Here is a 13,156-nt window from a genome sequence, read left to right on the forward strand (position 1 = left end):
GTCGTCATCCTCGTCCCCGGCGCGGGTCGCCGGTGCTCAGGAGACTGGCGGTTCCCCCAGGGTGAAGGTCAAGGGGATCGAGATGCCGTTGCGTAGAAGCAACAGGTTGCGTCAAGGCATGCGAAGTGCCGCTACCTGACACACTGCCGGCGCTTCACCGCCGCCGCGGTACCGCCACCCGGTCCAGGTCGGACGCGACCGTGAGCTCGCCGTCGAACACCGTGCGTGCCTCCCTCTCGAACTCGGTCGGATCGGTGTACCGCTGCGAGAAGTGGGTCAGCACCAGGCTCCGGACCCCGCACCGCGCGGCCACCGTCGCCGCCTCCAGCGCGGTCAGGTGCCCGTGGTCGTGCGCGAGGTGCCGGTCGCGGTCCAGGTAGGTCGACTCGATGACGAGCAGGTCCACGCCGTCAGCCAGGCTCGGCACGGCGTCGCACATCCGGGTGTCCATGACGAACGCGAACGACTGGCCGGGCCGCGGCTCGCTGACGTCCTCCAGCCGGACCGTGCCGTGGGGCGTGCCGATCGTGCCCTCCTGGGCGAGGCGGCCGACGTCGGGCCCATGGATGCCCGCGGCGGCCAGCCGCTCCGGGACCATGCGGCGGCCGTCCGGCTCGTCGAGCCGGTACCCGTACGCCTCCAGCGAGTGGTCCAGCCGGGCCGCCCGCAGCACCGCGGGGCCGTGCAGCTCCCCCGGCACGCGGGGCACGACGCCGTCCCGGCTCAGCCCCTGCAGCGCGAGCCGCTCCTGGTGGTAGAAGGCGGTGGCGTCGCACAGGCGCTCGACCCAGCGGCGGCCCGACGCCGGGAAGGTCACCGGCACCGTCTGTGGCACCGCGTCCAGGCTGATGCGCTGCACCACGCCGGCCAGGCCCAGGCTGTGGTCGCCGTGCAGGTGCGTGAGCGCGATCCGGGTCAGCGCCGTCGCGGAGATCCCCGCGTGCAGCATCTGGCGCTGGGACCCCTCGCCCGGGTCGAACAGGATGACCTCGTCGTCCCAGAACAGCACGTAGCCGTTGTGGTTGCGGGTCCTGGTGGGCACCTGGCTCGCGGTGCCGAGCGCGACGAGCTCGCGGCTCGAGACACGATGGTGGGCTGGACGCTGGAACACGCTCGCATTGTGTCCCGGCGAGCGGTCGTCGGCACGGGAAATCTCCCCGCGGAGCGTCCGGCAAGCCATCTGACACCTGCCCGATATCACCCGATAGCGGCGAGGGTCTTAACTTTCTAAAGATCACCCGCAGCCGGGCAAGACGTTCAGCGGGTCGCATCCGTACCGCGCCTGGGCCAGCACCAGCACGGCCCAGCCGAAGCCCGCCAGCATCGCGCCACCCACCAGGATGTTCAGCACCGGGTACGCCCCGCCCTGCAGCACCGGAGTCAGCGCGAGGCCTGCTCCGGCAAGCAGACAGCCCAGTGCCACAATGGTGACTGGGCTGGTCAGAGCGTCGGAAGTCGAGAGCTGCAGCCACCCGAACCGATCACCGACCAGTGTCAGCGCGACGTACGGAAGAGCGAACGCGAGCGCCGCGATGGCGCGCCAGTCCATGACCGAAAGCTTCGCCAGCATCATGACCTCCCCTTTTGCCCTGCCCCGGACGGTGGCCAAACACCCACCGCAAGTGTTAATAATCGGGGGGCGGTCCGCTATCTTTGGTAGTGATTTTCACAGAATCCGACATATTCGTACGATCTCCACTTTCAGGACTCTCGCGCAGATGGCACCCTGTGGCGCGTCGTAGCGCCAACGGCGGCACGGCTGTCGAGAAAGGACGCGCATGGCGAGGGACGAACGCGTGGGCAAGCCCGCGTACGCAGCGGTGTCGACCCGGATCACCGGGATCCAGCTTGCTGGGGCACGCCTGCGAGAGATAGCCGTCGTGCGCGTCGACGAGCGCGGCGGGGTGGTCGACGAGTGGTCCGCGGTGCTGCACCCCGACGGCGCGTGGATCGCGCTGGCCGACGTCGCCGCCACCCTGCGCGAGCGCCTGTCGCAGATGGCGATCGTCACCCACAACGGCCGGCTCGGCATCGAGGTGCTGCGCAACGAGCTGTCCCACCTGGGCTGGGAGCTGCCCACGCTCGCCCAGCTCACGATCATCGACGCGAGCTACCACTACCTGCCCGGCCTGGTGCACCGCCGGCTGTCGGACTGCTGCACCGCCGCAGGGGTCCCGTACGAGGGCGGTCTGCCGAACTCCAGCCCGCTCAGCGAGGCGCGGGCCGTGGCCGGGCTCCTGGCCCGGTTCGTGCAGAGCGCGACCGGCCTGCCGGACCTGCCCGAGCTGCTGCAGGTCACGCTGCGCGCCTGGGTCTACCCGTGGCCGGAGGGGCCCACGCGGGCCGCCGACGCCCCGCGGCCGTGGCCCGGCCGTCGCGGTCCGGGCGTGCTGACGACGCTCGGCGGCCAGCCGCTGGCCGACGCGATCGCCGCCGTCGCGGACGTGCGCACCAACGGCTACCTGTCGCTCCTGGCCGAGACGCTCCAGGACGGCCGGCTGACGATCGAGACCGCCGCGGGGCTGGCCGAGGCCGAGCCGCTGTACCGGCTGACGCCCGAGGCGGCGGCCGCCGCCCGCAAGGCGTTCTTCGACGCGCTGGTGCGCCAGGCGATCGAGGCCGACCGCTACCACCTGGAGGCCCGTCAGGAGCTGTGGCGGGTCGCCGACACGATCGGCTGCGCCCGGGACTCGGTGATCGAGCCGATCGTCGAGGCGACGCCGGTGGACTTCCCCAAGCTGGTGGACGAGTCGGGGTCGAAGAAGCCCACCGACGGCCGCGGCCGGGCGACCCCCGCGCAGATGCGCGCCTGGGCCATCGCCAACGGGTTCGACGTCGAGGGCTACATCCGCCTGCCCTGGTCCATCGTGCGGGCCTTCGAGGAGGCGCACGCCGAGCCGGTGGACCGCACGATGCGCCAGACGGTGCGCGAGGAGCCGGCGGCGAACGAGCGCACCTCCCGCCAGGACTCGCGGTCCGCGCTCGGCCCGGAGCTGCGGCCCATCCTGATGCCGGCTCCGCGGACGGAATCTCGCGCTGACTCTCGCGCCGGGTCCAGGCCGCCGCTCGGTCCGGACCCGGACGAGGGCGTGCCGCAGCTCGACTTCGACCGGCTGGAGACGCCGCCGATCGGCAACCCGCTGGTCTGACCGGTCCGGTCACGCCCAACCGGTCGGGTGCCCTGGCAGCGTCGCCAGGGACCCGACCAGCGACGGCAGGGCTCAGCTGCCCGGGAACCCCTCGGGGTTCCGGGACTGCCAGCGCCAGGTGTCGGCGCACATGTCGTCGATGGTCTTGGTCGCGTGCCAGCCCAGCTCGGTGTTGGCCCGCGTCGGGTCGGCCCAGAAGGCGGGCAGGTCCCCGGCGCGGCGCGGGCCGATCTCGTAGGGCAGCTCGCGGCCGACCGCGCGCTCGAACGCCTTCAGCAGCTCCAGCACCGACGTACCGGTACCGGTCCCGAGGTTGAACGCGCGGGCGGGCTCCACCATGTCGTCCAGGTGCTCCAGGGCGGCGACGTGCCCGGCGGCGAGGTCGGTGACGTGCAGGTAGTCGCGCTCGGCCGTGCCGTCCGCCGTCGGGTAGTCGTCCCCGAAGACGGTCAGCCGCTCGCGCCGGCCCACCGCGACCTGCGCGATGAACGGCATCAGGTTGTTCGGGATGCCCTGCGGGTCCTCGCCGATGTCACCGCTCGGGTGCGCCCCGACCGGGTTGAAGTAGCGCAGCAGCGCGACCTTCCAGCCCTCGGAGATCTGCGCGATGTCCGACAGGACCCGCTCGATCATCACCTTGGTCTGCCCGTACGGCGACGAGGAGGACAGGTGCTCGTAGTCCTCCCGGTAGGGCACGGGGGCCTTCTCGCCGTACACCGTGGCCGACGACGAGAACACCAGCTTGGTGACCCCGTACTTCGCCATCGACGCGGCCAGGGCGAACGTCGAGTCGAGGTTGTTGCGGTAGTACTCCAGCGGCTTCGTCACCGACTCCCCCACGGCCTTGAAGCCCGCGAAGTGGATCACGGCGTCGATCCGCTCGTGCGCGAACAGCCGCTCGGTCTTGTCGGCGTCGGTCAGGTCGAACCCGTGGAAGGGGATCGCGCGACCCGCGAGCGCCTCCAGGCGGCCCTGCACCGAGGGCTTCGAGTTCGAGAAGTCGTCGACCACGATGACGTCGTGACCGGCGGCTACCAGGGCAAGGACGGTGTGTGAGCCGATGTAGCCGGCTCCACCGGAGACGAGAACGCGCATGCCTCCAAACTACCGGCTCGTCCGCACGTGCCGGTCATCGGTGAGACAGGCAGGAGCGGGACAGACGCTGGCGGGACAGACGCTGGCGGGGCGGGGAACGGCGGGGCGGGCACTGGTACGTTCGCGCGCGTGACGGTCCTTGAGGCGATGCTCCTGTTCGCGCTGGTCGCGATCCCCCTGACGATCATGCCGGGCCTGGACAGCGCGCTGGTGCTGCGGACCGCCGTCGTCAGCGGCCGCAGGCACGCCTACGCCACGGCGCTCGGCATCAACGCGGGCGTCCTGGCCTGGGGAGTCGCGGCCGCCGTCGGCGCGACGGCGGTGCTCGCCGCCTCCGAGACGGCCTACCGGGCGCTCACCCTGGCGGGCGCGGCCTACCTCGCGTGGCTCGGCGGCCGGATGCTGTGGTCGAGCTTCCGCGCCGGGCGGTACGACGCGCTGCCCGACGGCGTCGACGGCGCTCTGCCCGGTGCTGTGCCCGGTGCTGTGGCTGGCGTCCTGCCCGGCGCTGTACCGGGGGTCGGGCGTTCGACCTGGCGCTCCTTCGCGCTCGGCGCCACGACGAACCTGCTGAACCCCAAGGTCGGCGTCTTCTACCTGGCCACGATCCCCCAGTTCCTGCCCGACGGCGTGCCGCACCTCCTGATGGGCCTGCTCCTGGCTGTGGAGCACGACGTGCTCGGGCTGGCCTGGCTCGCGCTGCTGATCAACGCCGCGGGCCTGGCGAAGCGGTGGCTGTCCGGGCGCGCGATCGCGCGGGTGACCGACCGGGTGACCGGCGTCGTGCTGCTGGCCCTCGGCGGACGCATCGGCTGGAACGCGCTGACAGGGCAGGCCCGGGCGATCTGACGGTTCCGCACGGACCTGGCCGCGCAGCACGGACCTAGCCGCGCGCGGGCTGCCCGGTCTCCGCGCGGCCGGCCTCGGCGCGCACGGCGTCGAGCATGTCGTCCACGGAACCCGCCGGGTCGGTCACCGGTGCCTGGACCCGGCGGACGGTGCCGTCGGGCGCGATCAGGAGCGTGGTCCGCTTGAGCCGGTCCGTCCCGGCGGCCCGGAACACCGGCAGGCGCAGGGCCGACGCCGCCAGGCCGTCCTGGTCCGAGGCCAGCGCATAGGGCAGCTCGGCGTGCGCGGCGAAGGCCGCGAGCTGGTCGGGGCGCTGGGTGGACACGCCGAGCACCCGGGCGCCGGCGTCGGCGAGCGCCGCGGTGCGCCCGGCGTACGTGACGCACTCGAGCGTGCAGCCGCGGGTGCCGGGGATGTCGCTCCAGCCGGTGGGGTACCCGTCCGTGCCGGGGGCGTAGGCGCCCGGGAAGAGGAACAGCACGGTCCAGCGGTGGGGGTCCACGAGGCCGACGGCGGTGCCGTCGTGGGCCGTGAGCGTCACGTCCGGCACCCGCGTCCCCACGAGCGCGTGCACGCGCCGCGCCTCGGCGTCGCCGACGGCGCCCGAGACGGCGCCGTCGCCCATCACGTAGCGCGTCCCCCACTCCTGCAGCGCGACGAGCACGGGCACGAGCCCCTCGCCGCGGCGGGTGAGCCGGTAGTCGAACCGGGGCGGGTGCGCCGAGTACGGGACCCGCTCCAGGACGCCGTCGTCCACGAGCCGGCCGAGCCGCTCGGTCAGGGCTCGTCTGCTGAACCCGAGCTCGTGGGCGAGCGCGTCGAAGCGTGAGACGCCGGCCGCGGCCTCGCGCACGATCAGCAGGCTCTGCCAGTCACCCACGACGCCGAGCGACTGCGCGATCCCGCAGTCGGCGTCGGCCAGGTCCTCCTTGCGCATGCGCGCCATCCTCTCGTACGTCCTCGCCCAAGCCCATGCCCATGCCGTTGCCCATCCCCCCGGCACCCGGGCCGCGTTGCGCCCGCCGCCGTCCTTCTGCCACTGTACCGCCAGTGAGTTCCACAATGGAACTCACTCTCGAACCCATCGGCTCACCGTGGAGGCAGACCCATGACGACGACGGCCCCGACCGCCGCACGCTCCTTCTGGACCTTCTGGGCGGCCACGACGACCAGCAACATGGGCTCGGCGGTCACGAAGATCGCCCTGCCCCTGACCGCTGTGCTCGTGCTCGACGCCGGACCGTTCGAGACGGGACTGCTCGCCGCGGCGTCCTACCTGGCCTGGATCGTCATCGGGCTGCCCGCCGGCGCGATCGTGCAGCGCTGGCCGCTGCGCGCCACCCAGATCGTCACCGACCTCGTCCGGGCCGCCGCCATCGTGTCGGTGCCCCTCGCCTGGTGGACCGGTCACCTGACCCTGGCCCAGCTGTTCGTCGTGGCGCTCACGCTCAACTTCGCCGAGGTGCTCTTCTTCAGCGCCAGCACCACGTTCATCACCTCCGTGGTGCCGCGCGACCAGCTCACCAGCCGCAACTCGCTCATGTCCGGGACGCACGCCGTGACCGAGCTCGGCGGACCCTCGCTGGGCGGGCTGGTCGTCCAGCTCGTCGGCGCCGCACCCGCGCTGCTGCTCGACGCGGTGTCCTACGTCGCCTCCGCCGTGCTGCTGCGCGCCCTGCCCGAACGGCGCCAGCCGGGCGACGACGACCCGACCCCGCTGCGCCGCCGGATCGCCGAGGGCTGGCGGTTCGTGACGACCCACCCCGTCCTGGCGCCGTGCACCTGGTGGGCGTGCGTGGTCAACACGGTCTGCGGCGCCCAGCACGCCCTGTTCGCGATCTACCTGGTCCGGGAGCTGGACGCTCCGGCCGCCGTCGTCGGGCTGCTGCTGGCGACTGAGGGCGTCGGGGCGCTGCTCGCCGCGGCGGCCACACCCTGGCTCGTGCGGCGGTTCGGCTCGGCGCGCGTCGTGCTGTTCGACGGGCTCGTCGGGTTCGCGGGGGCGCTGCTGATCCCCGCGGGAGTCGGCCACTGGGGCTGGATCTGCTTCGCCGCCGGCAACCTCCTCTTCGCGGCCAGCGTGGTCCCCGGCAGCGTCGTCACGCGCACCTACCGGCAGGTCGCGAGCCCGCCCGAGCTCCTGTCCCGCGTCATGGGCACCGTGCGCTTCGTGTCCTGGGGCTGCATCCCCCTGGGCGGCCTGATCGCCGGCGCAGTCGCGGAGGCCGCCGGGACCCGTGCGGTGCTGCTCGGGTCGGCCTTCGTCATGCTCGCCGGGCCCGCGATCCTCGCGGCGAGCCCCGTACGACGGCTGCGGAACCTGGAGGACCACGAGAGCGTCCCGCAGCCCGTCACACCGTGACCGGTCGTGCGTGCGTGACCGGTCGTCCGTGACCCGTGCCGGGGCGCCGTCGTCGACACGCCCCGCACGACCACGACCAGGCCGAACGCCGCGACTACGCTGCCCCCGTGGCGTACACCGAGCAGCGCACCGACTCCGAGGGCCGCACCGGCTACATCGGCCGATACCGGGTCGACGGCCGCCTGCGCAGCACCCGCCGCTTCACCGTGCGGCGCGAGGCGCTCGCGGAGGCGCGCCGGCAGGAGGAGGCGGGCAAGCACGCCGAGTGGATCGACCCGTCCGCCGGCCGGGTCACCGTCGCCGAGTGGTTCGAGACCTGGCAGGAGGCCCGGGTCGACCGTGCGCCCCGCACCATCGAGGCCGAGCGCGAACGCTTCCGCTCGCTGGTCGCCCCGGCCTTCGGCGACCGGCCGCTGCGGCAGGTCACCCACGAGGACGTCGCCCGCTGGGCCGCCACCATGGTCTCACCCACCACCGGACAGACCGCCTCGCCCGCCCGGCGCCGGGACGCGGCCCGCCTCCTGGTGGCCCTGCTCGACGCCGCCGTCGACGCGCGCCGCCTGCGCACCAACCCCGCGCGGACGCCGTCGGGCAAGGTGCCCGCCCTGCCGCGCGCCCCGAAGACCAAGCCGCACCGCTACCTGTCGCACGAGCAGCTCCGGCGCGTCGCGGACGCGACCGCGTCGGCCCAGACGCGCACCCTGGTGCTGCTCACCGCCCTGACCGGCCTGCGCTGGGGCGAGGTCAGCGCGCTGAGGGTGGCCGACGTCGACCCGCTGCGCCGCCGGGTGCACGTCACCAAGGCGTACTCCCGGCTGGACGACGGCACGCTCCTGCTCGGCGACACCAAGACGCACGCGCGCCGCGAGGTGCCCCTGCCGTCGTCTCTGGTCACGGCCGTGGCCGAGCAGGCGGCGGGGCGGGCACGCGGAGACCTGCTGTTCACCGGCGCACGGGGCACCGCGCTACGGCGCGAGAGCTTCGACCGGTCGGCGTTCCGGCCCGCCGTCCTGGCCGCCGGCCGCGCCGTCCGCACCCTGCGCGAGGCACTGGGACTGTACGAGGACGGCCTGCGCGCCACCGGCCTGTACGACGCCGGTGTGGTCGCCGCGGTGCGCCGGCTCCAGTCGGACGGCGGCCGGGAGGCCACCGGCATCTGCGACCCGGCGACGTGGGCGCTGGTGGCCGACGCGGACCGGGCGCGCGAGACGATGACGCGGGGCGAGAAGGTGAGCCGCACCCGGCTGCTGACGGCGCTGTCGCGCACCACCCTGGGGCCGGGCGCCGAGGACTTCGACACGCTCACGCTGCACGACCTGCGCCACACCGCGGCCTCCCTGGCGATCTCGGGCGGGGCGACCGTCAAGGCGGTGCAGCGGATGCTGGGGCACGAGTCGCCGGTCCTGACGCTGTCCACCTACGCCGGGCTCTTCGAGGACGACCTCGACGCCCTGGGTGAGACGATGAGCGCGGCGTTCCAGGCGACCGCCGTCGTACCGAGGGCCGACGAGGGTGCGCCCGAGGGGCCGGCGGCGGTCACGCCGATCCGGGCCGTGCGGAGCCGAGTGGGCTGACCCGGCGCAAGCCGCTGACCTGCGCGTCCAGGCGTCCCGAACTTTTTTCTCGGGAATCGGCGATCCTGATGTCGAGAACGGGAAGAGGGCTCCGTCCTAGGGTCGAGGGCGCAAGACGGCGTCCGTACCGCGTCCACGACGCAGGGCCCCACGGGGCCCGTGACCCAGGGAGAGAACCATGGCGAAGTACCTGCTGCTGAAGCACTACCGGCGCGGCGGTCCGGAGTGGGTGCCGGGCACCGACGTCCCGATGGACCAGTGGTCACCCGAGGAGATCACGGAGCACATCGACTACATGCGCCGGTTCGCCGACAAGCTCACCGAGTCCGGCGAGTTCGTCGGCGAGGGCGCGCTGTCCCCCGAGGGCACGTTCGTCCGGTACGACGGCGAAGGCCGCCCGCCCGTGACCGACGGCCCGTTCGCGGAGACCAAGGACCTCATCGCCGGCTGGATGATCATCGACGTCGAGTCCCAGGAGCGGGCCTACGAGGCGGCGGCCGAGCTGTCCGCGGCACCCGGCAAGGGCGGTCGGCCCATCTACGAGTGGCTCGAGGTGCGGCCGTTCCTCGGCGAGGACCTGACCATCAGCGAGTGACCGTCGGCGTATGACGGTCGGCGACTGACCATCGGCGAATGAGGGGCCTGGTGTGGACCACGACGCGGTGAACGACCAGATGCGGACGCTGGCGCCGCAGGTCCTCGGCGTCCTCGTCCGTCGCGGAGCAGACTTCGCGACGGCCGAGGACGCCGTCCAGGAGGCCCTCATCGAGGCCGTCCGCCACTGGCCCGACGACCCGCCGGACGACCCGAAGGCCTGGCTCCTGCGCGTCGCGGGCCGCAAGCTGATCGATGCCCAGCGGTCCGAGGCCACCCGGCGACGGCGGGAGGAGCGGGTCCACGACGAGCCGCCGCCTGGGCCCACCGAGCAGTCGGACGACACGCTGCTCCTGCTGAGCCGCTGCTGTCACCCGGCGCTGAGCCCGGCGTCCGCGATCGCACTGACACTCCGGGCCGTCGGCGGGCTGACCACGGCCCAGATCGCGCGGGCCTTCCTGGTCCCCGAGGCGACGATGGCGCAGCGGATCTCGCGTGCCAAGCGCACCATCAGCGGCCAGCGGTTCGACCGGCCCGGGGACGCCCGCGCGGTGCTGCACGTGCTGTACCTGATCTTCAACGAGGGGTTCACCGGCGAGATCTCCCTCGCGGACGAGGCGATCCGGCTGACCCGGCAGCTCGCCGCGTCCGCACCGTCTGCCCCGGCCGGGCCGGGCCGCCCGGACGGGGCAGACCCCGAGATCTCCGGGCTGCTGGCCCTCATGCTGCTGCACCACGCCCGCCGGGCCGCCCGCTACACCGCCTCGGGCGAGCTGGTGCCGCTCGACGAGCAGGACCGCTCCCGGTGGGACACCGCGATGATCCGCGAGGGGGTGGAGGTGCTGCAGGACGCCCTGGCACAGGACCGGCTGGGGCAGTACCAGGTGCAGGCCGCCATCGCCGCCCTGCACGACGACGCCCCCACCGCGGGGGAGACCGACTGGCCGCAGATCCTCGAGTGGTACGACGAGCTGGCCGGTCTCACCGACAACCCGGTCGTCGCGCTGAACCGGGCCGTCGCCGTCGGGCAGGTCGACGGGCCGCGGGCGGGCCTGGCGGCCCTGGCCGAGATCGACCCGGGGCTGTCCCGGTGGGACGCCGTGGCGGCCCACCTCCACGAGCGCGCCGACGACGCCGCCGCGGCGATCGACCACTACACCGCCGCGGCCGACCGGGCCACCAGCTCGGCCGAGCGCACGCACCTCATCAAGCAGGCGGCGCGGCTGCGGGCGGCTCGCTGAGACAGGGTTGCTGCCCGTCCCCGGAGCCCTCGTCGGCACGGAGGCAGGCCTCCAGGGCGGCGGCGCCCGCGAGCATGGCCCGTCCGCGGTCGGTCAGGCGCCCGTGCCACTCCTGCAGGGTCGCCTCCAGTGGCTCCAGCCCGCCCGCAGTCCGCACCCGGTCGATCAGCGGGCCGATCTGCTCCAGGAGGTACCCGCCACGCCGGAGCTGGTGGGTCAGCTGGGCATCGCGCTGCGCGGCCTCGTCGTAGAGGCGGTAGCCGGTCTGCGGATCGCGCCGCGGGCGCACGAGCCCGGCGCGCTCCCACGTGCGCAGGGTCGCGGGCCGGATCCGGAGCCTGGCGGCAAGGGGGCCGACGAAGGTGTCGCCGGGCCGGGGGCCCGGTGACGGCCCGGTGGAGTCGAGGTCGCGCAGCGCCTGCTCGACGGCGCGGAGCGTCCTGCGGTCGTCCAGGAGCTGGGCGTGGCTCTCGTCGATCAGGCGGAACGCCTCGCCGGTCGCGCCGTCGTGCACGGCGCGCATGATCGCGGCCGCCGTCCGATGGCCGTGCCCGGGGACCAGGGCGAGGAAAGCGCGCAGGGCGCGCGCGTGCCGAGGCGTGTAGACGCGATATCCGGACGGCGTGCGGACGGCGGCCGGGAGGATGCCGGCGTCCTCGTAGTTGCGGACCGCCTGCGTGGACAGGCCGTGCCCGCGTGCCAGGTCGACCGGCCGCAGCCGCACGGCACTTTGAAGGTTGTGCCCCATCGATCCGCCTGTTCTGGGCCTTATTCTGGGCTCGTCGAAGCCCAGGTCTCAACCGGGACGTCAACGATACCGTTGAGGGAATGGTGAGAGACCTCGAGCACACCGTTCATCCCCTTGATGCCGCCTCCGTCATGCGCCTGTTCCCGGGCCGGCCGCGGATCCTCGCCCTGGGCGAGCCCACTCATGGCGCGGACGCCCTGCTGAGGCTGCGCAACGAGCTGTTCCGGGAGCTCGTCGAGCAGGAGGGCTACCGCACGATCGCCCTGGAGACCGACTGTCTCGCGGGGCAGGTCGTGGACGACTACGTCGCGACCGGCGTCGGCGATCTCGACGATGCCGTGCTCGATGATGCCGTGCTTGACGATGCCGTGCTTGACGATGCCGTGCTCGACGACGTTATGGCGCGCGGGTTCAGCCACGAGTGGGGCGCGTTCCCGGCCAACCGTGAGCTGGTGCGCTGGATGCGTGCCTGGAACGTGCGTGCCGGCGAGGAGGGCCGGCCCGACGCCGACCGGCTCCGGTTCGCAGGCTTCGACGGGCCGCTGGAGATCTCGGCGGCGGCGAGCCCTCGGGCCGCGCTCGCGGCCCTGTACGAGTACCTGTCCGCGCGCGTGGACGCGGAGCTGCTGCCCTGCAGCGCGGACGTGCTCGACCGGTTGATCGGCGCGGACGCCCGCTGGACCGAACCCGCCGCCATGACGGACCCCGCCCGGTCCGTGGGGCAGTCCGCCGAGGCCCGGGAGCTGCGCCTGCTCGCCGACGACCTGGCGACGCTCCTCGACACGCACGCCCCGCGCCTCATCGCCACCTCCACGCCGCAGGAGTGGGATCGGGCACGCCTGGCAGGCCGGACCGCGACCGGCCTGCTGCGCTACCACTTCTGGATGGCCGACCCCTCGCCCGCCCGCATGACGCGGCTGCTCGCGGTCCGCGACGCGATGATGGCCGACAACCTGCTCGCCCTCGCGGAGCGGGGCCCCGTGCTGGTCAATGCCCACAACAGCCACCTGCAGCGCGGCATGAGCACGATGAGCATGTGGGACCACCCGCGGCTGGAGTGGTGGGGCGCCGGCGCGCTGGTGAGCGCCCGGCTGGGCGATCGGTACGGGTTCCTGGCCTCGGCGGTCGGCACCATCCGGCACCAGGGCGTGGACGCCCCGCCGTCGGACAGCGTCGAGGGTCTCCTGTCCGCGCTCGGTGCGGACCGGTGCGTCGTCGACGCTTCAGGTCTCTCCAGCGGAGCGCCGCTTGTGGCGCGCGTGTCCCCCTGGTTCGGTTACGCGCCGCTGGACCCGGCCCAGCTCGCCGACCTGGACGGGGTCGTGTTTCTCCAGGACGTTCCTGAGGACTGATCCTGCGTCAGAGCGTCGGTCCTGTCGGATCGTCGGCCGAGGTCGCGTGGATCTGAGACCGGCGCGCCACGGAATCGATGCTCACCATCTGCTCTCTGCCGGTCGAGTAGTGACGCCTATGGCACCCCGAATGCCTGCTATCTAGCCGATTCTGCTCTCAGTGCGCACCCGCTTCAGGAAAGCGGGTGCGCA

General features: G+C 73.3%; 12 protein-coding genes. 7 read left to right on the top strand and 5 right to left on the bottom strand.

The window, feature by feature from the left end:
• Window positions 1–154: 154 nt before the first annotated feature.
• The gene (locus QRN56_RS15745) at window positions 155–1,111 is read right to left on the bottom strand and encodes a ribonuclease Z (protein WP_285104780.1); all 957 of its coding nucleotides are present in this window, start codon (window positions 1,109–1,111) and stop codon (window positions 155–157) included.
• A 123-nt stretch (window positions 1,112–1,234) separates the two neighbouring features.
• Window positions 1,235–1,573, bottom strand: coding sequence for a hypothetical protein (locus QRN56_RS15750; protein WP_285104782.1), 339 nt, complete (start codon window positions 1,571–1,573; stop codon window positions 1,235–1,237).
• A gap of 205 nt (window positions 1,574–1,778) precedes the next feature.
• Between QRN56_RS15750 and QRN56_RS15755 the strand changes: the two genes are divergently transcribed.
• Window positions 1,779–3,149, top strand: a complete 1,371-nt coding sequence (locus QRN56_RS15755) for a 3'-5' exonuclease (RefSeq protein ID WP_285104784.1) — start codon at window positions 1,779–1,781, stop codon at window positions 3,147–3,149.
• A gap of 72 nt (window positions 3,150–3,221) precedes the next feature.
• On the opposite strand, the gene galE is transcribed toward QRN56_RS15755, so the two are convergent.
• Window positions 3,222–4,244 (bottom strand): UDP-glucose 4-epimerase GalE, encoded by a 1,023-nt coding sequence (gene galE / locus QRN56_RS15760; protein ID WP_285104786.1) that lies wholly within the window; start codon window positions 4,242–4,244, stop codon window positions 3,222–3,224.
• A 129-nt stretch (window positions 4,245–4,373) separates the two neighbouring features.
• Between galE and QRN56_RS15765 the strand changes: the two genes are divergently transcribed.
• Window positions 4,374–5,093, top strand: coding sequence for a LysE family translocator (locus QRN56_RS15765; RefSeq protein WP_285104788.1), 720 nt, complete (start codon window positions 4,374–4,376; stop codon window positions 5,091–5,093).
• 34 nt (window positions 5,094–5,127) lie between these two features.
• On the opposite strand, the gene QRN56_RS15770 is transcribed toward QRN56_RS15765, so the two are convergent.
• On the bottom strand, window positions 5,128–6,030 hold the full coding sequence (locus QRN56_RS15770) for a winged helix-turn-helix transcriptional regulator (RefSeq protein WP_285104790.1): 903 nt from the start codon (window positions 6,028–6,030) through the stop codon (window positions 5,128–5,130).
• A gap of 171 nt (window positions 6,031–6,201) precedes the next feature.
• Between QRN56_RS15770 and QRN56_RS15775 the strand changes: the two genes are divergently transcribed.
• From QRN56_RS15775 to QRN56_RS15790, 4 genes are all read left to right on the top strand, one after another.
• Window positions 6,202–7,455, top strand: coding sequence for an MFS transporter (locus QRN56_RS15775; protein ID WP_285104792.1), 1,254 nt, complete (start codon window positions 6,202–6,204; stop codon window positions 7,453–7,455).
• Window positions 7,456–7,562: 107 nt separating this feature from the next.
• Window positions 7,563–9,029 carry a tyrosine-type recombinase/integrase gene (locus QRN56_RS15780; RefSeq protein WP_285104794.1) on the top strand — a complete coding sequence of 489 codons (1,467 nt, stop codon included), beginning with the start codon at window positions 7,563–7,565 and terminating at the stop codon, window positions 9,027–9,029.
• 178 nt (window positions 9,030–9,207) lie between these two features.
• Complete coding sequence (locus tag QRN56_RS15785) at window positions 9,208–9,624, top strand: YciI family protein (protein WP_285104796.1); 417 nt, start codon at window positions 9,208–9,210, stop codon at window positions 9,622–9,624.
• A 52-nt stretch (window positions 9,625–9,676) separates the two neighbouring features.
• A complete protein-coding gene (locus tag QRN56_RS15790; RefSeq protein WP_285104798.1) occupies window positions 9,677–10,864 on the top strand; it encodes an RNA polymerase sigma factor in 1,188 nt (395 codons plus the stop codon).
• Here QRN56_RS15790 and QRN56_RS15795 read toward each other — a convergent pair.
• The gene (locus QRN56_RS15795; RefSeq protein WP_285104799.1) at window positions 10,830–11,612 is read right to left on the bottom strand and encodes a TioE family transcriptional regulator; all 783 of its coding nucleotides are present in this window, start codon (window positions 11,610–11,612) and stop codon (window positions 10,830–10,832) included. The genes QRN56_RS15790 and QRN56_RS15795 overlap by 35 nt on opposite strands.
• Window positions 11,613–11,692: 80 nt before the next feature.
• Here QRN56_RS15795 and QRN56_RS15800 point away from each other — a divergent pair, with 80 nt between their 5' ends.
• A complete protein-coding gene (locus QRN56_RS15800) occupies window positions 11,693–12,964 on the top strand; it encodes an erythromycin esterase family protein (RefSeq protein ID WP_285104801.1) in 1,272 nt (423 codons plus the stop codon).
• Window positions 12,965–13,156: the final 192 nt, after the last annotated feature.

Origin of the sequence: Promicromonospora sp. MEB111 (assembly GCF_030209445.1) — a bacterium.
In the GTDB taxonomy this organism is placed as follows: domain Bacteria; phylum Actinomycetota; class Actinomycetes; order Actinomycetales; family Cellulomonadaceae; genus Promicromonospora.

Coding starts and splice junctions, on each gene's coding strand:
- QRN56_RS15750 (WP_285104782.1), bottom strand. CDS start 1,573: ATGATGCTGGCGAAGCTTTCGGTCATGGACTGGCGCGCCATCGCGGCG.
- QRN56_RS15755 (WP_285104784.1), top strand. CDS start 1,779: ATGGCGAGGGACGAACGCGTGGGCAAGCCCGCGTACGCAGCGGTGTCG.
- galE (WP_285104786.1), bottom strand. CDS start 4,244: ATGCGCGTTCTCGTCTCCGGTGGAGCCGGCTACATCGGCTCACACACC.
- QRN56_RS15770 (WP_285104790.1), bottom strand. CDS start 6,030: ATGCGCAAGGAGGACCTGGCCGACGCCGACTGCGGGATCGCGCAGTCG.
- QRN56_RS15775 (WP_285104792.1), top strand. CDS start 6,202: ATGACGACGACGGCCCCGACCGCCGCACGCTCCTTCTGGACCTTCTGG.
- QRN56_RS15785 (WP_285104796.1), top strand. CDS start 9,208: ATGGCGAAGTACCTGCTGCTGAAGCACTACCGGCGCGGCGGTCCGGAG.
- QRN56_RS15795 (WP_285104799.1), bottom strand. CDS start 11,612: ATGGGGCACAACCTTCAAAGTGCCGTGCGGCTGCGGCCGGTCGACCTG.
- QRN56_RS15800 (WP_285104801.1), top strand. CDS start 11,693: ATGGTGAGAGACCTCGAGCACACCGTTCATCCCCTTGATGCCGCCTCC.